This is a genomic window from Brucella pseudogrignonensis, assembly GCF_032190615.1.
In the GTDB taxonomy this organism is placed as follows: domain Bacteria; phylum Pseudomonadota; class Alphaproteobacteria; order Rhizobiales; family Rhizobiaceae; genus Brucella; species Brucella pseudogrignonensis_B.
The window spans coordinates 1702438-1723571 of record NZ_JAVLAT010000001.1; the positions used below are offsets into that span (position 1 = coordinate 1702438).

Here is a 21134-nt window from a genome sequence, read left to right on the forward strand (position 1 = left end):
TTCTATTTTATAAAATATCGAATAGAGTTTCATTTGTTGGGTATATCGTAAATAAAGAATGATATTTAAAAATATACCCTAATATAAAAGAATTACATTTTAGATATATATCATCCATTAGTAGTGCGGGGGTACTATGAGTGAGGGATCGAATGCGTTCGATCTGGAGATATGCACAGCCATATCTGCCAGATTGGAGCGACGCGGTGTGCCGCGTGATTGCTTAAGGCAGGCTTATGAAGCAGCCGTGAACAATGGAACTGGTTTTTGTGAGGAGCTTCCACATCATTGTGGTGTGTCTGACGAACTGCTTTATTCGGCAATTGCCGAATTTCTGGAATTGCCATTTGTTGACAATATTGCTGTCTCGCGTGTCTTCGTGACAGGAGAAGAGACAGCTAAAATATTCTCGGATGCTGCGCAAATTATGGCGCTCGGGCGCGATGGGATATCTTATCTCTATATTGCGCCATCGGAAAAGCAGATTGTTCGCTTGCGCGATCATATACTGCAATCACCGGAGCTGAAGGCCAGGGTCAGAATTTGCACACCGTCGCGGATTAAGGAAATCCTGCGTCAGCGCCATCAGAAAGATCTCATAAACCGCGCTCACGCGATGACGCCGCAATTGTTCTCGGCAGCACGTGTTCTTGAAACACCACAGGCTTTCATCATCGCTTTGGGGCTTTATGCGTTTGTTGCCGGTATCGTCAATTGGCCGACGCTCACACTGTTGGTTTTGCATGTTTGTCTGACGTTGTTTTTCCTTGGTTGTGTCCTTATCCGCTTGTTTGCTGCCGTTTCCAGTCGTCGGTTAAATTTTCCGCAAATTATGCCGTTTAGCAAACGTGACCTGCCGGTCTATTCGGTCATGGTGCCGCTTTATCGGGAGCAGGCCGTTGTTGGCCAGTTGATCGCCTCCTTGGAGAGGCTCAATTGGCCGCGCAGCAAGCTGGATGTTAAATTGGTCTGCGAAAAGGATGACTTTGATACAATTGCTGAAATTCGCGGAAGAATATTGCCATCCAATTATGAACTGGTTCTGGTGCCTTCCGGCGGGCCGCGGACAAAACCCAAAGCGCTCAATTACGCATTGCAATTTGTGCGTGGGGAAATCGTAGCAGTGTTTGATGCGGAAGATCGTCCGCACCCGGATCAGTTGCTAGAGGCGTGGCAGGCCTTTCAACGCGGCGGCAAAACGCTTGCCTGTGTGCAAGCGCCATTGATTATCGGAAACTTTCGGCAAAACCTGCTCACACGTATGTTTGCGTTTGAATATGCCACATTGTTTCGAGGGCTTCTGCCATGGCTTGCCTCACAAGGATTGGTCATTCCGTTGGGCGGTACGTCCAACCATTTTCGGCGATCCTGCCTTGATGAGGTTGGTGCATGGGACGCTTATAACGTGACCGAAGATGCTGATCTTGGAATGCGGCTGGCCCGGTTTGGTTATGGCATTGATGTGATTACACGTGGCACCGTGGAAGATGCGCCGGAAGACTACTCCATCTGGCATAAGCAGCGCACACGTTGGATCAAAGGCTGGATGCAGACATGGCTTGTGCATGGGCGCAACCCCTATACAACGTGGACGGAGCTGGGATGGTGGCGTTTCGTCGTCAACCAGATTTATACACTCGGCATCATCGGTTCTGCGCTTTTGCACCCGTTTATGCTGATGACAGTTGCAGTCCTCGTCGGAGCCATGATTTTTGGTCCATTGAGCAATGAGAACATATGGCTGTTGCGCATCGATTTACTCAATATCTTGCTTGCCTATTTCAGCTTCTATGTGCTTGGCTCCAAGACAATGGAGCCCACAGAACTGGGCGGGTATGCCTATATATGTGCGATACCCGCCTATTGGGTGCTGATTTCGATCTCAGCGTGGCGCGCCCTGTGGCAGCTGGTGTTTAAGCCTCACCTTTGGGAGAAGACGCCACACCAGCCGAGTAAATTCTATTCGCTTGATGAGGTGGCGATGGGCGTTTTGGAAGCTAGGAACTCAGCGCCACGACCGATAATGGACTGATCTTCCGGGCCAATGGCTTCGAGGTCACGACCCGTATAGGGCAACGTCAAAAGGACGCGCCGGATTGCTGCCAGTCTGGCGCGTCGTTTGTCATTGGAGCGGATAATCGTCCATGGCGCATAGCCCGTGTCCGTGCGTTCAAGCATTGTATGGAGTGCAGCTGAATAATCGTCCCAGCGCGAGATGCCTGCTACGTCCATCGGTGAAAATTTCCAGCTTTTAAGCGGGCTGTGGCGGCGTTCGTGAAAGCGCTTGAGCTGCATTTCCTGACCAATATCAAGCCAGAACTTGAACAGGTGAATGCCCTCTGTCACCACCATACGTTCGAAGTCCGGGGTTTCTGTCAGGAATGTCTCAAGCTGTTCTGGTGTGCAGAACTGCATCACGCGCTCAACGCCTGCACGGTTATACCAGGAGCGGTCGAAGGTGACGAACTCTCCAGAGGTCGGAAAATGCTGGACATAGCGCTGAAAATACCATTGCCCGCGCTCCGTTTCGGTCGGTTTTGGCAACGCAACATTGCGCGCGGTACGTGGGTTCATGAACTCACGAAGGGTAAAAATCGTTCCACCCTTACCAGCCGCATCGCGTCCTTCAAAAACACTGATGACGCGACCGCCAGCCTCCTGCAGCCAGTATTGCAGCTTCACCAGCTCAATTTGCAGCCGTTCCAGCGTTTCCTCGTAATCCTTGACCTTCATTTTATCGGGATAAGGATAACCACCGGATTGCAGCGCATTGTCCTCAATCCAATCCGGAAGTTTCGGATCATTGATGTCGAACTTCTGCGTTTTGCCATTAATTTTCAGCTTGATGGGTTTTGTTTCGCCCTTATCGGCATTCTTTTTGTTAGCTGTCTTTGAACTGTCACCCACCGCAAGCTCCTTTGCTATATAGACAAAAGCATGTTTCAAACATGCTCATCCCTTTTGTTTACATGATATGGGCTGACTGTGATGGACGTAAAGGACGCAATGCTGATTTTTGGTGCATCTGCGTCGTCATGGCAAAGCGCGCATAATATAACTGAGAGAAGTCAGAATGAGTGAAAACAACAATCAAGATGCACCCGTTTCAAATGCGGATGAATCTTTTTTCGCGCCGCTTCTCCGGGTTAAAGGTGTGCTGATTGCAAGCCTTGTTGTGATCATCTGCGTGATGGTGCTGGATCTCCCATTGTGGTTCCGAATTGTGCTGTTGGTGCTGATCGTCGTTGGTGCGATCTGGGTTGCGAGTGCCACAAACGATGATGTCATCGTGCAAAAGCCGCAAAGCGTTCGCGCGATCAGCGGGATGGACCATGTTACCGGCGAGCGTCTGGCAGACCTGCTGACGGATCCGATGATCGTCTTTGATCATCGTGCAACCGTACTCTTTGCCAATGCATCGGCGCGCGATGCATTTCAGTCGCTTGAAAAGGACACCGGGCTTTATTTGCGTTTCCGCGCGCCGGAGATGCATGCGCTTATTCAGGGTGTGATCACAGATGGCGAGCCCCGCAGCATCGATTATTTCGAGCGCGTGCCGATCGATCGCTGGTATAAAGCGGTTGTGAAGGCGCTTCGTGGAGCCGATGGCAAGCCAGAATTGTTTGTCCTGCTGTTTCGCGATCAGAGTGAAACGCGCCGCATTGACCGCATGCGTTCGGACTTTATCGCCAATGCAAGCCATGAATTGCGCACGCCGCTGGCGTCGTTGCTTGGATTTATTGAAACGCTGCAAGGTCCGGCACGCAATGATGCGAGTGCACGCGAGCGTTTCCTTGGCATTATGCAGAAGCAAGCCGAGCGCATGTCGCGTTTGATCGATGACCTTCTGTCGCTGTCCCGACTTGAAATGCGCGCACATCTGGCTGTCACCGAATGCGTGGATATGACAGCGGTCGTCAATCATGTGGCTGATACGCTAAGCCCGCTTGCAGAAAGTCTCGATGTGGTCATTGAGCGCCATCTGCCAGATCATCCATTAAACGTCACCGGCACGCGTGACGAGCTTATTCAGGTGTTTCAGAACCTGGTCGAAAATGCCTGTAAATATGGGCAGGGCGGCAAACGTATCATTGTGAGTCTGAATGAGGAAGTGTCACAAGGTGGATCAGAAATTGTGGTCTCGGTGCAGGATTTCGGGCCGGGCATCGCAGCGGAACATCTGCCGCGTTTGACAGAACGTTTCTATCGTATTGATGTTGAGACGAGCCGCGCTCAAAAGGGTACAGGCCTCGGTCTGGCTATCGTGAAGCACATTCTCGCCCGTCATCGTGGACGTCTGGTCGTGCGCTCGCAGCTTGGCGAAGGGTCAACGTTTGTGGTGCGTTTGCCAAAACGCGCATAAACCAGTCACAGTCTGACACGCAAAGAAAAACCCCGGAGCGAAGACGCTGCCGGGGTTTGTATTTAAACGCTATCGAAATCGATCAGCGTGCGCGGCGACGTTCTGCCGTTGGCTGGAATGCCAGCTTCGAATGGTAGCCGCAATAGGGGCTGGATTCACCGGATTCACTGCCGCAGAAGTGGAAATCCTCATTGAGCGGATCGCCGATTGGCCATTTGCAGGTGCGTTCGCTCAACTGCAACAATGTCAGCTTGCGCGAGATTGGAACCACAACATCAGATGCCGGGCGAACAACGCGCTCGGTCACAGCATCTTCAACATATTCCATCTGAAGTGCGGTCGCGCCGACAGTCTGGGTTACGGTTGCAGTGCGAATAGTCGTAGTCGCTTGTGGGCGGCTGGCACCATTGCTGCTGCTGGTTGTTGCTGTAGCCGTTGGGCGTGGGGTTGCCGCAACGGTATTCACTTTTTTGCTGCGCGGAGCAGCGGTCGTTGTTTTGCCACGACCTGATAATTTCAGACGGTGCACTTTGCCGATCACTGCGTTGCGGCTGACGCCGCCAAGCTGCGCTGCGATCTGGCTCGCACTCAAGCCATCATTCCATAGCTTCTTAAGCAGTTCGACGCGCTCATCTGTCCAGTTCATCGCCCTGGGCTCCAATCAATCTTCGTTATCCGGAATCCACCAGCGCCCCCGGATTGCTCCAGGTGCAAACACTATATCTATCCGGGTGACTAGGTCCGCCGTACAAAATGTGGTTTTTTTACTTTAAAAATAAACTACATTATTGAACGACGCCATGACAAGGGATAGCCTTGTCAGGCGGATTCCATTTCTATGGTTTTCCCCAACTTGGGTGCTAAAGACGGTTTTTCTGAGTCACTTGCGCGTTTTTTGCAGCAGGTTTTCAGAGGCGCGCCCCGTCAGGGAGAACTTCTGGCGTCTCTATATCGCCCCGCTCCGCAAAATGCCACCCCTTCGGCCGCATAGGTGCCATCTTATAACTGGCAATATATATAAGGCGTGTTTCCAGCATCACCTCATGCATAAAGATGCTTGATTATCCGGGCTTGCTTTGATTGACATTTTTTTTGCGAGCGCCAATATACGCGCGGGATTAAATAATACCGCCTTGAGGGCGGTTTTTTATTTCCGCAGAGTAGTGCATCCTGAAAAGTGCGAAGCGGTTTTCAGATAAGATGCGCGTTTAAAATATGGGAAACGCTGCCTGACCGGCTTTGTCGGAGGCGCTGCAATAAAAAGGCTAATGGAGGCCTGACTGCAATGACCAACGTTACGACTGTGCAACCGCTTTACGACACTTATAATCGTGCGGCTTTGCGCTTCGAGCGAGGTGAGGGCATCTGGCTGGTTACCGAAAGCGGCGAGCGTTATCTCGATTTTGCGGCAGGCATTGCGGTCAATTCGCTTGGCCATTCGCATCCGCATCTCGTCAATACATTGAAAGATCAGGCTGACAAGCTCTGGCACCTGTCGAACCTTTATGAAGTTCCGGGTCAGGAAAAGCTGGGCCAGCGTCTGGTCGACGCGACTTTTGCCGACAAAGTCTTCTTCACCAATTCCGGTGCAGAAGCGCTTGAATGCGCGATCAAGACCGCGCGCCGTTATCATTATGTCAACGGTAACCCTGAACGTTTCCGCGTCATCACTTTTGAAGGTGCGTTCCACGGCCGTACGCTGGCTACGATCGCCGCAGGCGGTCAGGCCAAGTATCTTGAAGGCTTCGGCCCCAAGGTTGATGGTTTCGATCAGGTTCCTTTCGGTGATGAAGCAGCGCTGCGTGCTGCGATTACCGATGAAACGGCTGCAATTCTGCTTGAGCCTGTGCAGGGCGAGGGCGGTCTGCGCGGCTTCCCGGAAGAATTTATGCGTCTTCTGCGTAAGATCTGCGATGACAACGGCCTGCTTCTGATCCTTGATGAAGTGCAGACCGGCGTTGGCCGTACCGGCAAATTGTTCGCCCATGAATGGTCGGGCATTACGCCAGACATTATGGCAGTCGCCAAGGGTATCGGCGGCGGCTTCCCAATGGGCGCCTGTCTTGCGACGGCTGAAGCTGCGAAGGGCATGACCGCAGGTGTGCATGGCACGACCTATGGCGGCAATCCGCTTGCTATGGCTGTTGGCAATGCTGTGCTTGATGTTGTGCTGGCTGATGGCTTCCTTGAAAGCGTTCAGGAAACTGCTCTCACCATGAAGCAGGGCCTTGCCTCGATTATTGATCGCTATCCAAATGTTATTTCGGAAGTGCGCGGTCGCGGTCTGTTGATGGGCATCAAATGCGTTGTGCCAAACGTCACCCTTATTCAGGCTCTGCGGGATGAGCATCTGCTCAGCGTCGGCGCTGGCGACAATGTTGTGCGTATCCTGCCGCCGCTGGTGACAACACCGGAAGAAGCGCGTGAAGCACTGACGCGTATTGAAGCAGCCGTAGAGCGGCTTTCTGTTGCAAATCCGACCAGCAAGACGGCGTGAGATTATGGCGAATAATGGTATAAAGCACTTCATTGACCTCTCAGCTGTTCCGGCAACGGAACTGCGCGCGATCATGGAAGACGCCAAGGCTCGGAAGGCACGCACAAAAGCCGGCGAGATCGAAAAGCCATTCGCGGGCAAGGTGCTGGCGATGATTTTTGAAAAGCCCTCCACCCGTACCCGCGTATCGTTCGATGTCGGCATGCGTCAGCTGGGTGGCGAGACGATCATGCTCACGGGTTCGGAAATGCAGCTCGGTCGCAGCGAAACCATTGCGGACACCGCAAAGGTGCTTTCGCGCTATGTTGACGCGATCATGATCCGTACAACATCGCATGATCGCATGCTGGAATTGGCAGAACATGCGACCGTTCCAGTAATTAATGCACTGACCGACGATACACACCCTTGTCAGATCATGGCAGACGTTCTTACATATGAGGAACATCGCGGCTCGATCAAAGGCAAGACCTTTGCCTGGATGGGGGACGGTAACAACGTTCTTCATTCGCTTGTGGAAGCTGCGGCGCGTTTTGATTTCAACGTCAATATCGCAACGCCGGAAGGCAGCGAGCCGAAGCAGCAATATATCGATTGGGCAAAGGCAAACGGCGCGAACATCCTGTCCACGGTAGACCCGGACAAAGCTGTGAGCGGTGCAGATTGCATCGTCACAGACACATGGGTTTCCATGGGGCAGGAAGATCACGCTCGCGGCCATAATGTTTTCATGCCCTATCAGGTGAATGCACGTCTGATGGCTAAAGCTGACCCGAAGGCGCTTTTCATGCACTGCCTGCCCGCGCACCGCGGCGAGGAAGTGACCGACGAAGTGATCGACGGCCCGCAATCGGTCGTCTTCGATGAAGCTGAAAACAGGCTTCACGCGCAGAAAGCTATTCTGGCGTGGTGCCTGCAAGGCAGCTGATTGGGAGCATAATTTGTCTGACAAGATCAGCACAGAGCATAACGAAGCTGAAGTTGTTCATATTGATCTGAACAACTTCGAGTTCGCAGGTGATGACGCCGTTGTGCCTTTCCAGGTGGAAGGGCTCGACGTGCGTGGTCGCGCTGTGCAACTGGGCGCCAGCATTGACGCAATTTTGAAGCGCCACGACTACCCGGAACATGTTGCCCGCCTTCTGGCGGAAGCGACGGTTCTGACCACGCTTCTTGGCACATCATTGAAGTTTGAAGGCAAGTTTATCTTCCAGACCCAGTCTGACGGTCCGGTCGATATGCTGGTCGTGGATTTCCGCACGCCGAAGTCTGTGCGTGCTTATGCGCGTTTTGATGCAGAGCGCGTTGCGAAAGCCGTAAGCGCTGGCAAAACACGCCCCGAAGAACTGCTCGGTCGCGGAACGCTCGCGTTGACGGTCGATCAGGGTGCGCATACGCAGCGCTATCAGGGCATTGTTGCGCTTGACGGATCGACGCTGGAAGAAATTGCACGCACCTATTTCCGTCAGTCGGAGCAGATTGCAACCGATATGAAGCTAAGCGTTGCAAAGCTTGTCGAACGCGACAGTGAAGGCAAGCTGATTGAGCGCTGGCGTGCTGGTGGCCTGATGATTCAGTTCCTGCCGGAATCGGAAATACGTGCGCGCATGCCTGATCTTCCGGGTGGCGACGGCGATGAAAACACCGCCGTTCTTGGCCCTGACGATGATGGCTGGGATGAAGCGCGTTCGCTGGTTGGAACGATTGAGAGCTCAGAACTCACCGACCCACAGGTTGGCTCAGAACGACTGCTTTATCGTCTGTTCCATGAGCGTGGCGTGCGCGTGTATGAATCGATCCGCGTTGAGGATAATTGCTCATGCTCGCGCGAGAAGATCGAAGGTGTGTTCAATAATTTTTCGGCTGAAGAGATTGAGGACAGCGTCAAGGACGGCAAGATTTCGGTCACATGCGAATTCTGCTCAACGACCTACGAGTTCGATCCGGCGCAGTTTGCGAAGTAACAACTATTATAAGGCGGCTCTTACCAGCCGCCTTTTTTAATTCAGTGTCCGTCTTGTTTCTGGAATATCCAGCGAGAAGGCCGGAATGTCGACGTCAAATGAATTTCCATCAGGTGATTGCATCTGATAGCGCCCGACCATGACGCCTGATGTTGTGCTCAGCGGGCATCCAGATGAATATTGATAAGAGTCGCCGGGATTGAGTGTTGGCTGTTCGCCAATCACGCCAGCGCCGCGCACTTCCTCAATCCGGCCATTACCATCGGTAATCTGCCAATAGCGCGAACGAAGCTGAACACTCTGCGATGAATTGTTGGCAATGGTGATCCGATAGCCCCAGACATAGCGGTTTTCGTCCGGCTCGGACTGGTCTTCGAGATAAAACGGCTCAGCCGTTACCTCAATATCCCGTGTTACCGCTCTGTACATGCGCACCCGCCTTAAAATTATACTGTGTCATTGTCTTCTATCGCCAAACTTGCGGGTAAGGTCAACGATTTGTGGCTGCAACTGCCGGAATGTTCCGGCAATTGCTCTATTTGGCACTATCAATCAGCGCGCAGCGGCAAGCGCTTCCAGCACGTCTTCAACAAGATCATTCTGATCTTCAAGACCAACAGAAATACGCAGCATACCGTCAGAAATACCGAGTTCTGCGCGTGCTTCGTCCGAGAGGCTCTGATGCGTGGTTGTAGCCGGATGAGTGATGATGCTCTTCGCGTCGCCCAGATTGTTGGAAATGCTGAAGACCTGCAACGCATTCTCAAACTTGAATGCCGCTTCCTTGCCGCCTTCGAGTTCGAGCGCGATCAGTGTCGAGCCGCCGGTCATCTGTTTTGCAATAATGTCTGCCTGCGGGTGGTCGGCACGGCCCGGATAGATGACTTGCTTAACGCCTGCCTGACCGGCCAGCGCATCGGCAACGGCTGCCGCCGATTGCGTCTGCTGACGCACGCGAACGCCAAGCGTTTCCAGACCCTTCAGCATGATCCATGCATTGAATGGGCTCATGCCTGGCCCGGTGTGACGGAAGTAAGGCTGTAGCACTTCTTCGGTCCATTCCTGATCGGAAAGAATGATGCCGCCGAGGCAACGGCCCTGACCGTCAATATGTTTGGTGGTCGAATAGACGACGATATGCGCGCCGAGTTCCAGAGGCTTCTGGTAAAGCGGCGTTGCAAAAACATTGTCAACGATCAGCTTTGCGCCGATTTCATTGGCAATCTCTGCAACGGCTGCAATGTCGATCACCTCAAGCGTCGGGTTCGATGGGCTTTCGAGCAGCATCACTTTGGTGTTCGGACGAACAGCTGCCTTCCAGTTTTCAATCTTCGAGCCGTCGATGATGGAGAACTCAACGCCATAGCGCGGCAGCAGCGTTTCAATAATGTAGCGCGATGAGCCGAAGACGGCACGCGCACAAATGACATGCTCACCTGCGTGGACCTGACAGAGAATGGATGCGGCGACAGCCGACATGCCGGAGGTGAAGGCGCGTGCATCTTCTGCACCTTCGAGCGCGCACATGCGCTTTTCAAACATGTCGGTGGTTGGATTGGCATAACGCGAATAGATGAACCCCGGGTCTTCACCTTTGAAGCGCGCTTCTGCGGCTTCTGCTGTCGGGTAAAGAAAGCCCTGCGTCAGATAGAGAGCTTCGGACAACTCTGCAAAGCCGGAACGCAGCGATCCTGCATGAACGAGCTGCGTTGCCGGGCGTAACTTACGGGTAGTCTTATTCGTCATTTTTCCAACCTGTCGAAAGCTGGTCGGCCGGGACCTGGAAAAGCCTCGGCGGCCAATAAAAAACCGGCCTCGCGAACACGCAAAAGGCCGGTAACGAACCGCGGCCTTATTTTAGCGAATTCTTTAACGTGGCTGCAAGCCGGCCGGCCAAATCACCACGGAACGTTTTTTCCTTATGCCTGTTGCGCGAGGCCGTCAATGCTTGAATGGTCAGTTTTTAGGAAAAGCGCTGCCTGAGAACAGCGCATGCACTGTGATTCCTGCGGAAAACCCGCAAACCATAGGCCTTGAGGGTTGGCAGGAGCGCTTTGAACGGTCAATGGTCATAGACCGATTTTAAGTAATTCACGGAGTTCAGTGGTATGACACAGAGGGAAGCAGGAATTCTGGCAGATGCGGATATTGCCGCGCTGTTTGAAAGCGGTTTGCTCAAATCTGCGCGTCCATTGGATGCCGATCAGATTCAGCCTGCCAGCCTCGATTTGCGACTGGGTGCGAAAGCCTATCGTGTACGCGCATCCTTCATGCCCGGTCCGGGAACGCCGGTCATCGACAAACTGGAGCGCCTCAAGCTTCACGAGATCGATCTGACCGCTGGAGCGGTTCTTGAAACCGGCTGCGTCTATATCGTGCCTTTGCTTGAAAGCCTGTCGCTTTCGCCGGAACTGTCGGCTTCTGCCAATCCGAAAAGCTCGACGGGCCGCCTTGATATTTTCACCCGCGTTATCGCCGATGGTGCCCAGGAGTTCGACAAGGTGCCCGCTGGCTATCATGGCCCGCTTTATCTTGAAGTGAGCCCGCGCACTTTCCCGATTGTTGCGCGCACCGGTTCGCGCCTGTCGCAAATCCGTTTTCGTCAGGGCCGCGCACAGCTCACCGAAGCGGAACTTGCAACACTGCATCAGAACGAAACGCTGGTGGCGGCGGAACAGCCCAATATCTCGGGCGGCGGCATCGCACTTTCCGTCGATCTCTCGGGTGATAAAGACAAGCTGATCGGTTATCGTGGAAAGCATCATACGGCGGTTGTCGATGTCGACCAGCGTGCTGCGCATGATGTTCTCGACTTCTGGGAGCCGATCTATGATCGTGGGTCACGGGAACTGGTGCTCGATCCGGATGAATTCTATATCCTTGTTTCGCGCGAAGCGGTGCATGTGCCGCCGCTTTTCGCAGCAGAAATGACGCCTTTCGACCCGCTGGTCGGTGAATTCCGTGTGCATTATGCAGGCTTCTTTGATCCGGGCTTCGGTCACACCGCTGCGGGTGGAACAGGAAGCCGAGCGGTTCTGGAAGTACGCAGTCATGAAGTCCCGTTCATTCTCGAACATGGCCAGATTGTCGGCCGTCTTGTTTATGAGCACATGTTGAAACGCCCGAAAGCGCTTTATGGTATCGATCTTGGATCGAACTATCAGGCGCAGCAACTCAAGCTCTCCAAGCATTTCCGGTGATTGCGTTCTTCCTGATCCCGTTCGTATAAAAGGGGATATGGTGGAGGAGTGCAGAGGTGCAAAAAAGGAAGGATGAGGCTCGGGAAACAAGCACGGATGCGCCAGCGCGCCGCCTGTCCGTTGGTATTGTCGCGCTGCCGGGCTTTACGCTCACGGCGCTGAGTCTGTTTCTTGATCCGTTTCGTCTGGCGGCAGATGATCGCGACAAAAGTCGACAGATCCGTTGTGCATGGAAAATCTGCACATTGTCGGGCGACCCCGTCACCTCCAGTTCCGGCATGGTCATTGAACCGACCGCCCCCATTGGTGAACTGGACGAATGCGATTATGTGGCCGTTGTTGGTGGTCTTCTCGCGCAATATCGTCCGCGTCAGCAGGCGCTGGTCGATCTGATAAAGCGTGCCGACAAACGCGGCAAGACGGTTGTCGGCCTCTGCACGGCGGCGTTTCTGCTGGCCGAAGGTGGCTTGCTTGAGGATCGCAATTGCTGTGTCAGCTGGTTTCATCGGGATGATTTTCTCGATCTTTTCGATGGCTATTCAGCCGATACGACCAGTCTGTTTCACCGCAGTGGACGGCATTATACCTGCGCGGGCGGTCTTGGCGCTGCATCGCTTTCGCTGTCGATCATCCAGAATGAAATCTCCGAGGAACTGGCCCGCAAAAGCGCGTCCATTCTGATGATCCCGTATGAGCTCGTGCGCTCCGAGCAGCCTGCCTTGAGCTTCAACGGTGTCCGCTCGCCGATGATCCGCAAGGCGATCCGCATTTTTGAGGAAACACTGGAAGAGCCAGTGCCGATGATCGATGTTGCGCGCAAACTGGGCATCTCGGTGCGCCAGATGGAGCGCGGTTTTCGCATGGCGGTGGGGCGCACGGCGTTTGAAGTGCGCGAAGAATTACGGGTCAAGAAAGCGCGGGAACTGCTGTCTGAAACCGGGTTGTCATTGCTGGAAGTGGCCGTTGCCAGTGGCTTCACGGATACGCGCAGCATGAACCGCTCGTTTGTACGCCAGAAGCAGAAGCCGCCGCGTGATTATCGCAAAGAACGCTGAGAAATCGAGATTACTTGCGAATCCTGCACTGACCACCTATTTTCCGCGACGAAACTGCCGCTCTGGCAGATACTGAATGCAGGAGATTTGCATGTCTGATGGTGTGAACCGATTTCTTGGCGATACGCCTGCGCGCGTATTGATCAAGCTTGTGCTGATCTCGCTGGTGGTTGGCGTGGTGATGAGCGCGTTCCACTGGACGCCTTATGATATTTTTTATGGCATCCGCGATTTCATTCTGCGTCTTTGGAATATGGGCTTCTCTGCCATTGCCGGTTTTGCCGATTATCTTGTTCTTGGTGCAGCCGTGGTTATTCCGGTCTTTATTTTGCTCCGAATCCTCAGCTATCGTAAATAAGCAACAGCTTAGGACAACGATCAATGCAGCAGAACAATGCTTTCACTCTGTCACGGCGCGGCTTTCTGATCCTCGCTGGCGGGGCTCTCGCCTTTGCAGCACTGCCGAAAAGCTTTGCTGAAGCTGCGGCAGGAGATGTTGATCCAACGGCATTGTTCAATCAAATCCGCAAGGCCAATGGTCTCCCCTTGATGGCCACCGACAGCAAGCTTGAAAAGGCAGCCCTTTATCAGGCGCGTCGCATGGCAAGCTATGGCAAGATCGGGCATTCGGTCGGCTGGGGCAATGGTTTTGTCTCCCGGCTCAAGCAGGCGGGCATTCGTGGGCCCGCAGCAGAAAATGTTGCCTCCGGCCAGCCCAATACGCAAGCCGTTTTTGATGCGTGGATGAAATCGCCGGGGCACCGCAAAAATATGCTTGATCCGACCTTCAGACATTACGGGCTGGCATGGGCCACACCGGAAAACAATCCGCGCCGCCTCTATTGGGCGATGATGCTCGGTCTATAGATATCTTAAACGCGCATCACTCCTGACATCATGCTGTCAGGGCTGCGACAATGCGGTGGCCGAATTTTCTGTCGTTTTGAATGATTCCAGAATAGAGCTTTCCCTTATCTTGTTTGAATTTTGGGAAAGCCGGGGATCATATGCTGCACGACCAGAGCATTGTTTCCAGACCATTTGAAGTGACCAATCGCATGGTGATGATGATCGCCGTGCCGATGACACTTGCCGCCATCACCACCCCGTTGCTGGGGCTTGTGGACATGGGTGTGGTTGGCCAGATGGGGCAGGCGGAGCTGATTGGCGGCCTCGCCATTGGTGCGCTGGTGTTTGATTTTCTGCTGACCATGTTCAGTTTCTTGCGCTCTGGCACAACCGGGCTTGTCGCACAAGCAATGGGTGCGGAAGACAAGGCCGAAGAACAGGCCATTTTCTGGCGGGCTATCCTGATAGCAATTGCTGCTGGCTTGCTGATGATTTTAAGCCTGCCGCTGACGCTGAAAGTTGCATCGGACTTCATTCATCCGACCCCTGCCACGCAGGAAGCGATGATCATCTATGTGTCGATCCGTATGCTTTCAGCGCCGGTGGCGCTGATTAATTATTCGGTGCTTGGCCTGTTGCTTGGGCGCGGGCAGGGTATTCTGGGCTTGAGCCTTCAGGTGCTGATTAACGGTATCAATATTGTACTCTGCATTGTGCTGGGGCTGGAACTTGGCTGGGGTGTGGCCGGTGTTGCCTGGGCAACGGTGACGGGTGAAACGGTAGCGGCGATTGTCGGCCTCTTTCTCGTCATGCGGCATTTCCACAAGCAGACCGGGCGTCATCCTGACATCAAGCAGATTCTGGATAAGACAGGCATCGTCAGGATGGTGGCGCTCAACCGCGATATTATGATCCGCTCGATCCTGCTGCTCACAGCCTTTGCTTATTTCACCCGCGCAGGTTCCGAGCTTGGGCCGGTCACGCTTGCGGCAAACGCGGTTTTGATGAATTTCTTCCTCATCTGCGGCTTTTTCCTTGATGGAATGGCGGCCGCGGTCGAACAGATTATCGGTCGTTCGGTGGGTGCGCGCTATAGTCCAGCTTTCGTGCGCGGCGCAAAGCTCACCTTCGTCTGGGGGTTGGTCATGTCCGCCGCTATTGCGCTGATTTTGCTGATCTTTGGCGATGCAATCATCAGCCTTCTGTCCAAAGCTGAGGACGTGCGCGACGAGGCGATCAGATATCTGCCATGGGCGGCATTGACGGGGCTTACCGGCTTGCTCGCATTCCATATGGATGGGGTCTATATCGGCGCAACATGGTCGCGCGACATGCGCAATATGATGTTTTTCTCGCTGATATTCTTTTTAGCGGTTCTTTATGCAGCAAAGCCCGCGATGGGAAACCACGGGCTTTGGCTGGCAATCAATCTGTTCTTGTCCATCCGTGGCATCACGCTTCTGGCGTTACTGCCACGCAGATACAGGACTGAATTCTTCAAAGCATGATCCCGAAAAGTGGAAACCGGTTTTCGGAATAAGATCATGCTCAAGAGAAGTTTAATCGGGCAGACGACGCGCGGCCCACGCTTGTGTGTCGCGGTCGCGCAGATCAGAAATGCTGACCACACCTTCGGCTTTCACAGCCTTCGATAGCCCGCGCACGATGTCTGATGCAAGACCGGGGCCGCGATAGATCATGCCGGTATAAAGCTGGACGAGATCGGCCCCCGCTTTGATCTTCGTGAGCGCGGTTTCCGCACTGTCGATGCCGCCGACACCGATCAGCGGCATGTCAACGCCGACACGTTTCCGCATACGCGCCAGAACAATCGTCGAACGTTCAAACAGCGGCACACCCGAAAGGCCACCGGCTTCTTCGCGGTTCTCGCTACTGTTCAGTCCATTGCGCGACAATGTGGTGTTGGAAACAATAATGCCGTCAAGCTTCTGCGCAAGCGCCTCTGCTGCAATATCATCCAGCTCTTCGTCTGCAAGATCCGGTGCAATTTTCAGGAAAACCGGGCGTTTCAGCGTGCACATCTGGCCTTCTTCATCGCGTGCGGCCAGCACCCGGCAAAGCAGCTCGCGCAAAGCATCGCGCGATTGCAGATTGCGCAAGCCCGGCGTGTTGGGCGATGAAATATTGACGGTGAAATAACGCGCCAATTGATAGAATTTCCGAATACCCGCAACATAATCGCCGATCCGGTCTTCAGCATCCTTGTTGGCGCCGATATTCACGCCGACAATACCACTTTTGCCAGCGCGCTGCGACAGACGCTTGAACGCCGCATCATGGCCTTCATTGTTGAAGCCAAGACGGTTGATCACGGCATGGTCATCCACCAGGCGGAAAATGCGCGGACGTGGATTGCCGCTCTGTGGACGGGGCGTAATGGTGCCGACTTCGGTGAAGCCAAAGCCGATTTTCAAAAGCGCATCCGGCACTTCGGCATTTTTGTCGAAGCCTGCGGCCATGCCGACCGGGTTTGGAAACAGCAATCCTGCAATTTTAACACCAAGAGCCGGATCGTGTGGACGGCTACAGGTGACAATACCGGTTTTCAGCCCTGCGATCGACAGACCATGCGCTTGCTCGGCGTCGAGCGTAAACAATGCACGTCGACCGATTGCTTCAAAAAATCCGCTCATTAACCCTCAAGCTCCGGGAAGATGTGGAGTCCATTGTCGCCGAGCGGCAACGGCTCGACCTTTGTCACTGCCGATAATGGTAACACGGCGTAAAGATGCGGAAACAAGGCGCCACCGCGCGAGGTTTCATATTTCAGCGCATCGCCCAACGCCGCAGCATCCACGCTCACCAGCAGCAGATCGGCTTGCCCGGCAAAATGTTTGGCTGCTGTTTCACGCACCTGTTCATGGGTGGAGAAATGGATATAGCCATCGGCAATATCAACCGGTGCCCCGGTAAATTTGCCAGCCTCTTCTGCCTGCGCCCAGAGATCGCGCGGGGCGATCTTGTAGATGGTCGTTTTGGTCATGGCGGCTCTCTAGCCCGAATTTATTAGAAAATCAAAGCATGACTTGTTCGTTTTTCTTGCATAGCTCCCATATGATGGGGAGAGCTCAAGCGCATCCCGAAAAGTGTGAAGCGGTTTTCGGATAAGATGCGCTTAAAAAGTATTCTAAAGGAGGTCGACTATGACTGGCAAAATTCATGCAATCGCTGTCGCTTCAATGCTTGGGTTAAGCTTTGTTACAAGCAGTGCTTACGCTCAGGAGAATGGACGCTATCGCCTCGAAGGCACAGAAACCGGCTATGTGCGGCTTGATACGCGCACAGGTGCGCTTTCGGTCTGTAATGAGCAGCAGGGCCAGCTCATCTGCAAGATGGCGACCGAAGACCGTGAGGCCTATGAGAATGACATTTCCGATTTGCAGGACCGGGTGAAAAAACTCGAGGACAGGCTTGCGGCAATTCAGTCTGGTACTGCATCGGCCTCGCCGTCGAAACTACCGTCGGAAGCAGAGTTCGAACAGTCACTGGGCTATATGGAACGCTTCATGCGCCGTTTCATGGATGTGGCAAAGAGCTTTGACAGCGAGCCTGAAAAGCCGGCCGCTGGCACGCAGCAATAACCTTATGCCCCTATAGTCGCTCTTGCGCACCTTCGCTGAAAATGCTTGCCTTCCCACATCTGTTTGCTCAATAGGGGCTTAACAGGTGGGGAGGGAAGTCCGGCAATGCAGGGCTGGGGAATTTTAGGCGTCGCATTTCTGTATCTATTGATGTTGTTTGCCGTAGCAAGCATCGGTGATCGTCGCGCCGCGCGCTGGAGCAGTGCTCCGCGCCCTTATATCTATGCGCTCAGCCTGGCTGTTTACTGTACGTCATGGACCTTCTTTGGCTCCGTCGGACTGTCAGCTCAACGCGGACTGGAATTCCTGGGCATCTATATCGGGCCTATTCTGGTTTTCACGCTTGGCAACCGTCTGCTGCGTCATATCGTAAGGTTGGCAAAAGCTGAACATATCACCTCCATCGCCGATTTTCTCGCAGCGCGCTATGGCAAGAGTTTTGGCGTGGCGTCCCTTGCAACCTGCATCGCCGCTGTCGGCTCCATCCCTTATATCGCGCTGCAACTCAAAGCTGTTTCCGGTAGCGTCGGACTGGTTATGGAGCATTATGGCGCCGCTTTTGATCCGTCATCCTTTGTGTTTGGCGATATTTCATTGCCTGTTGCGGCTGTTCTGGCAGTCTTCGCCATTCTCTTCGGCACGCGCCATACTGATGCGACAGAACACCAGAATGGGCTCATTCTGGCTGTCGCACTCGAATCAGTGATAAAACTCTGTGCATTTCTGACCGTCGGTCTGGCCTGCACGTTCTTTCTGTTCGGCTCGCCGGGCGAGTTGATTGAACAGATTTCACAATCGCCAGCGGCCCTTGATGCATTCCACTATGAAACATCCATCGGTACATGGATTGTGCATACGATGCTGAGTGCTGCTGCCATTATCATGCTGCCGCGCCAGTTTCATGTGACAGTCGTTGAAAGCCGCAGTGAAAAAGAATTGCGCACGGCGTCGTGGCTGTTCCCGCTCTATCTGATCCTGATCAATATCTTCGTGTTCCCGATAGCGCTGATCGGTGTGATGACATTGGGAAATACGGTGAGCGGGGATCTCTACGTATTGGCTTTGCCGCTTTCCGCGGGGGCCCATTCGCTGGCGCTGGTCGCGTTTCTTGGAGGGCTTTCCGCTGCAACCGCCATGGTGATTGTCGCTTGTGTGGCGCTGTCGATCATGATCTCCAATCACCTTGTTCTGCCCTTGATCATCCGTTGGCTCGCTTTGCGTCACCCGAACGAACAGCGTGATCTGACAATGATCATTCTCAACACACGGCGGCTGACGATTGTCGCTATTCTGGCGTTGGCCTTCGCCTATTATCGTATGTCGTCGAACAATATTCATCTCGCATCGATCGGCCTTATTTCGTTTGCCGCGATTGCGCAGTTTGTGCCGTCCTTCATCGGCGGGTTGTTCTGGCGCAACGCCAATGGACGCGGTGCGATGCTGGGTCTTTCAGCGGGCTTTTTAATCTGGGCCTACACGCTGTTGCTTCCAACGGTTGCGCCGCAAGATGCCGCTATTTTGCGCGATGGTCTGCTTGGTTTTGCCATGCTGCGGCCCGAAGCGCTCTTTGGCACGGAAGCTCTGCCACTCACCCATGGAGTGATCTGGAGCCTCGCCGCCAATACGCTGTTTTATATTCTTGGTTCGCTTTCGCGTTCCTCAACGCCTTTGGAGCGCATTCAGGCCAGTATTTTCCTGCCGCGCTATTCGATTGCGGCACCCACGCTCAAACGCTTTCGCACGACTGTAACGGTCGAAGAATTGAAATCCACCATGTCGCGTTATCTTGGCGCTGAACGCGTTGAACGTGCCTTCATTCGCTTTGAGGGACGTGAGCAACGCAAGCTTGATCCCGGCATGATGGTCGATACGCCGCTGATCCGTTATGCCGAGCAATTGCTTGGAACAGCAGTCGGCTCTTCATCAGCGCGTCTGGTGTTGTCATTGTTGTTCAAGCGCAATGATGCATCGGCGCGTGATGCGCGGCAATTGCTCGACGATGCGTCTGTCGCTTTGCAACAGAATCGCGATCTGTTGCAGATTGCCCTTGATCAGATGGATCAGGGCATCACAGTGCTTGATAAGGATTTGCGGCTCACATGCTGGAACCGTCAGTTCAGAAAACTGTTGGATCTGCCGGATGAGGTGATGCAGGTCAGCATTCCGGTATCGGAAATAGTTGAGCATCTGGTACGCAGCGGCGATTTGAATGCGAATGCGCAGAATGCAGCGATCCGCTCGCTTGCGACCCTGCGTCAACCCTGGCGGCTCACGCTGAAATCCACCGGAAAGGTGCTTGAAATCAATTCCAATCCGATGCCGGATGGTGGGCTTGTTGCCACCTATACCGACATTACCGCTGAGGTCGAAGCTGACAGAATGCGTCAGCATGAGGCAGAAGTGCTTGAACAGCGCGTGGTGGACCGGACGGCGGAACTGACGCTGGTGAACCAGAAACTGGCCAAGGCGCAGAGTGTGGCCGAGGAGGCCAATCTTGGTAAAACACGGTTTTTGGCGGCGGCGGGTCATGACATTCTTCAGCCGCTCAACGCGGCCCGTCTTTACAGTACAGCACTGGCCGAAAAGCTTGGTCGTGCTGAAACAAGCCAGCTTGCGCGGAATATCGATAGTTCACTTGAATCGGTCGAAGCCATTCTGGGCATGGTGCTGGATATTTCCCGGCTGGATACCGGAGCACTGAAGCCCGAAGAAACGGTGTTTCGTCTTGACCGGCTTCTGAGCCAGATTGCGACTGATTTCACACCGATGGCACGCAACAAGGGATTGAAGCTGCGCGTGGTTCCCTCAAGCATTGTTGTGAAGACGGATCGCAATATGCTGCGTCGCGTTATCCAGAATCTGGTTTCCAATGCGATTAAATACAGTCGGAAAGGGGGGGTACTGTTTGGTGTTCGCCGCCGCGGTGGTTTCGTTGAACTGCAGGTGCTTGATACCGGGATCGGCATTCCCGAGCAGAAGCTGAAACTCGTTTTCCGTGAGTTCACGCGCCTTGATGAAGGTATGCGCGAGGCAGAAGGGCTCGGACTTGGCCTTTCCATTGTCGATCGAATTACACGGATGCTCGAATTGCCGCTGACATTTACATCGGCATCGGGAAAGGGAAGTGTTTTTTCGATCCGCATTCCAATAAGCGAGGAGACGGTTCCGGTCGAGGAAATTACCAGTCGCAAAGGCTTCACAAGGGCGTCGAGCCTTGCCGGGCTTGATGTGCTGTGCATCGATAATGATGCCAATATTCTGGCAGGTATGGATACCTTGCTGACGGGCTGGGGCTGCAACGTCACAACATTGCGCGGTGGTTCAGGCCTGAAGGTCTATTGCGTTGAACGGGAGGTCCCGCCAGACGTCATCATCGCTGATTATCATCTCGATCATGAAAACGGTCTGGATATGATCGGTTTTGCGCGTGAAAGTTTTGGCTGCGAGGTCTCTGCAATACTTCTGACAGCTGATCGCTCCAAGGAAGTGCGCAGACGGGCGGAAGAAGAGAACGTGACCGTTCTGAACAAGCCCTTACGACCGGCTGCATTGCGTGCGCTGCTATCGAGCGCACTGCATCAGCGTTCGGCTGCCGCCGAATAAC

18 protein-coding genes and 1 riboswitch are annotated in these 21134 nt (G+C 53.8%); of the genes, 12 read left to right on the top strand and 6 right to left on the bottom strand.

The window, feature by feature from the left end:
* Positions 1 to 136: 136 nt before the first annotated feature.
* Positions 137 to 2032, top strand: a complete 1896-nt coding sequence (locus RI570_RS08195) for a glycosyltransferase (protein WP_313827918.1) — start codon at positions 137 to 139, stop codon at positions 2030 to 2032.
* On the opposite strand, the gene ppk2 is transcribed toward RI570_RS08195, so the two are convergent.
* The gene (gene ppk2, locus RI570_RS08200; protein ID WP_313827920.1) at positions 1960 to 2907 is read right to left on the bottom strand and encodes a polyphosphate kinase 2; all 948 of its coding nucleotides are present in this window, start codon (positions 2905 to 2907) and stop codon (positions 1960 to 1962) included. The genes RI570_RS08195 and ppk2 overlap by 73 nt on opposite strands.
* A gap of 166 nt (positions 2908 to 3073) precedes the next feature.
* Between ppk2 and RI570_RS08205 the strand changes: the two genes are divergently transcribed.
* Positions 3074 to 4363: an ATP-binding protein gene (locus tag RI570_RS08205; protein WP_313827921.1), complete on the top strand. Its 1290-nt coding sequence runs from the start codon at positions 3074 to 3076 to the stop codon at positions 4361 to 4363.
* Between the two features lie 82 nt (positions 4364 to 4445).
* On the opposite strand, the gene RI570_RS08210 is transcribed toward RI570_RS08205, so the two are convergent.
* Positions 4446 to 5009 carry a GcrA family cell cycle regulator gene (locus tag RI570_RS08210; RefSeq protein ID WP_250040037.1) on the bottom strand — a complete coding sequence of 188 codons (564 nt, stop codon included), beginning with the start codon at positions 5007 to 5009 and terminating at the stop codon, positions 4446 to 4448.
* Positions 5010 to 5648: 639 nt separating this feature from the next.
* On the opposite strand from RI570_RS08210, the gene RI570_RS08215 reads away from it, so the two are divergent.
* The 3 genes from RI570_RS08215 to RI570_RS08225 are packed head-to-tail and all read left to right on the top strand — an operon-like array spanning position 5649 to position 8824.
* On the top strand, positions 5649 to 6860 hold the full coding sequence (locus RI570_RS08215; protein WP_313827922.1) for an aspartate aminotransferase family protein: 1212 nt from the start codon (positions 5649 to 5651) through the stop codon (positions 6858 to 6860).
* Positions 6861 to 6864: 4 nt separating this feature from the next.
* Positions 6865 to 7788: an ornithine carbamoyltransferase gene (argF, locus tag RI570_RS08220; protein WP_313827924.1), complete on the top strand. Its 924-nt coding sequence runs from the start codon at positions 6865 to 6867 to the stop codon at positions 7786 to 7788.
* Between the two features lie 13 nt (positions 7789 to 7801).
* Complete coding sequence (locus RI570_RS08225) at positions 7802 to 8824, top strand: Hsp33 family molecular chaperone (RefSeq protein WP_313828597.1); 1023 nt, start codon at positions 7802 to 7804, stop codon at positions 8822 to 8824.
* Between the two features lie 36 nt (positions 8825 to 8860).
* On the opposite strand, the gene apaG is transcribed toward RI570_RS08225, so the two are convergent.
* Positions 8861 to 9253, bottom strand: a complete 393-nt coding sequence (gene apaG, locus RI570_RS08230; RefSeq protein WP_250040049.1) for a Co2+/Mg2+ efflux protein ApaG — start codon at positions 9251 to 9253, stop codon at positions 8861 to 8863.
* Between the two features lie 123 nt (positions 9254 to 9376).
* Positions 9377 to 10570 (bottom strand): O-succinylhomoserine sulfhydrylase, encoded by a 1194-nt coding sequence (locus tag RI570_RS08235; RefSeq protein ID WP_313827925.1) that lies wholly within the window; start codon positions 10568 to 10570, stop codon positions 9377 to 9379.
* Positions 10571 to 10658: 88 nt separating this feature from the next.
* Positions 10659 to 10739, bottom strand: a riboswitch (SAM riboswitch).
* A 193-nt stretch (positions 10740 to 10932) separates the two neighbouring features.
* On the opposite strand from RI570_RS08235, the gene RI570_RS08240 reads away from it, so the two are divergent.
* The 5 genes from RI570_RS08240 to RI570_RS08260 all read left to right on the top strand — a co-directional run bounded on the left by RI570_RS08240 (position 10933) and on the right by RI570_RS08260 (position 15436).
* A complete protein-coding gene (locus RI570_RS08240) occupies positions 10933 to 12024 on the top strand; it encodes a 2'-deoxycytidine 5'-triphosphate deaminase (protein ID WP_313827926.1) in 1092 nt (363 codons plus the stop codon).
* Positions 12025 to 12080: 56 nt separating this feature from the next.
* Positions 12081 to 13079, top strand: coding sequence for a GlxA family transcriptional regulator (locus RI570_RS08245; RefSeq protein ID WP_313827927.1), 999 nt, complete (start codon positions 12081 to 12083; stop codon positions 13077 to 13079).
* 91 nt (positions 13080 to 13170) lie between these two features.
* Entirely contained in the window at positions 13171 to 13437 is a 267-nt protein-coding gene (locus RI570_RS08250) for a DUF6460 domain-containing protein (protein ID WP_313827928.1), read from the top strand.
* A 23-nt stretch (positions 13438 to 13460) separates the two neighbouring features.
* Positions 13461 to 13946 carry a CAP domain-containing protein gene (locus RI570_RS08255; protein ID WP_313827929.1) on the top strand — a complete coding sequence of 162 codons (486 nt, stop codon included), beginning with the start codon at positions 13461 to 13463 and terminating at the stop codon, positions 13944 to 13946.
* A 140-nt stretch (positions 13947 to 14086) separates the two neighbouring features.
* A complete protein-coding gene (locus RI570_RS08260) occupies positions 14087 to 15436 on the top strand; it encodes an MATE family efflux transporter (protein WP_313827930.1) in 1350 nt (449 codons plus the stop codon).
* A 51-nt stretch (positions 15437 to 15487) separates the two neighbouring features.
* Here the strand turns inward: RI570_RS08260 and RI570_RS08265 are convergent, their stop codons facing one another.
* Positions 15488 to 16582, bottom strand: coding sequence for a quinone-dependent dihydroorotate dehydrogenase (locus RI570_RS08265; RefSeq protein ID WP_313827931.1), 1095 nt, complete (start codon positions 16580 to 16582; stop codon positions 15488 to 15490).
* Positions 16582 to 16932, bottom strand: a complete 351-nt coding sequence (locus RI570_RS08270) for a DUF952 domain-containing protein (protein ID WP_313827932.1) — start codon at positions 16930 to 16932, stop codon at positions 16582 to 16584. The genes RI570_RS08265 and RI570_RS08270 overlap by 1 nt, the downstream gene beginning before the upstream one ends.
* Positions 16933 to 17092: 160 nt before the next feature.
* Here RI570_RS08270 and RI570_RS08275 point away from each other — a divergent pair, with 160 nt between their 5' ends.
* Together RI570_RS08275 and RI570_RS08280 are read left to right on the top strand one after the other, a co-directional pair.
* A complete protein-coding gene (locus RI570_RS08275; RefSeq protein WP_313827933.1) occupies positions 17093 to 17530 on the top strand; it encodes a hypothetical protein in 438 nt (145 codons plus the stop codon).
* A gap of 105 nt (positions 17531 to 17635) precedes the next feature.
* Positions 17636 to 21133 carry a PAS domain-containing hybrid sensor histidine kinase/response regulator gene (locus RI570_RS08280; protein WP_313827934.1) on the top strand — a complete coding sequence of 1166 codons (3498 nt, stop codon included), beginning with the start codon at positions 17636 to 17638 and terminating at the stop codon, positions 21131 to 21133.
* Position 21134: the final 1 nt, after the last annotated feature.

Bases quoted from the DNA above. Each gene is read 5' to 3' on its own strand.
- RI570_RS08250 (WP_313827928.1), top strand. From the start codon at position 13,171: ATGTCTGATGGTGTGAACCGATTTCTTGGCGATACGCCTGCGCGCGTA.
- RI570_RS08260 (WP_313827930.1), top strand. From the start codon at position 14,087: ATGCTGCACGACCAGAGCATTGTTTCCAGACCATTTGAAGTGACCAAT.
- RI570_RS08210 (WP_250040037.1), bottom strand. From the start codon at position 5,009: ATGAACTGGACAGATGAGCGCGTCGAACTGCTTAAGAAGCTATGGAAT.
- RI570_RS08270 (WP_313827932.1), bottom strand. From the start codon at position 16,932: ATGACCAAAACGACCATCTACAAGATCGCCCCGCGCGATCTCTGGGCG.
- RI570_RS08280 (WP_313827934.1), top strand. From the start codon at position 17,636: ATGCAGGGCTGGGGAATTTTAGGCGTCGCATTTCTGTATCTATTGATG.
- argF (WP_313827924.1), top strand. From the start codon at position 6,865: ATGGCGAATAATGGTATAAAGCACTTCATTGACCTCTCAGCTGTTCCG.
- RI570_RS08205 (WP_313827921.1), top strand. From the start codon at position 3,074: ATGAGTGAAAACAACAATCAAGATGCACCCGTTTCAAATGCGGATGAA.
- RI570_RS08240 (WP_313827926.1), top strand. From the start codon at position 10,933: ATGACACAGAGGGAAGCAGGAATTCTGGCAGATGCGGATATTGCCGCG.
- RI570_RS08195 (WP_313827918.1), top strand. From the start codon at position 137: ATGAGTGAGGGATCGAATGCGTTCGATCTGGAGATATGCACAGCCATA.
- RI570_RS08255 (WP_313827929.1), top strand. From the start codon at position 13,461: ATGCAGCAGAACAATGCTTTCACTCTGTCACGGCGCGGCTTTCTGATC.
- RI570_RS08275 (WP_313827933.1), top strand. From the start codon at position 17,093: ATGACTGGCAAAATTCATGCAATCGCTGTCGCTTCAATGCTTGGGTTA.
- RI570_RS08235 (WP_313827925.1), bottom strand. From the start codon at position 10,570: ATGACGAATAAGACTACCCGTAAGTTACGCCCGGCAACGCAGCTCGTT.
- RI570_RS08215 (WP_313827922.1), top strand. From the start codon at position 5,649: ATGACCAACGTTACGACTGTGCAACCGCTTTACGACACTTATAATCGT.
- apaG (WP_250040049.1), bottom strand. From the start codon at position 9,253: ATGTACAGAGCGGTAACACGGGATATTGAGGTAACGGCTGAGCCGTTT.
- RI570_RS08265 (WP_313827931.1), bottom strand. From the start codon at position 16,582: ATGAGCGGATTTTTTGAAGCAATCGGTCGACGTGCATTGTTTACGCTC.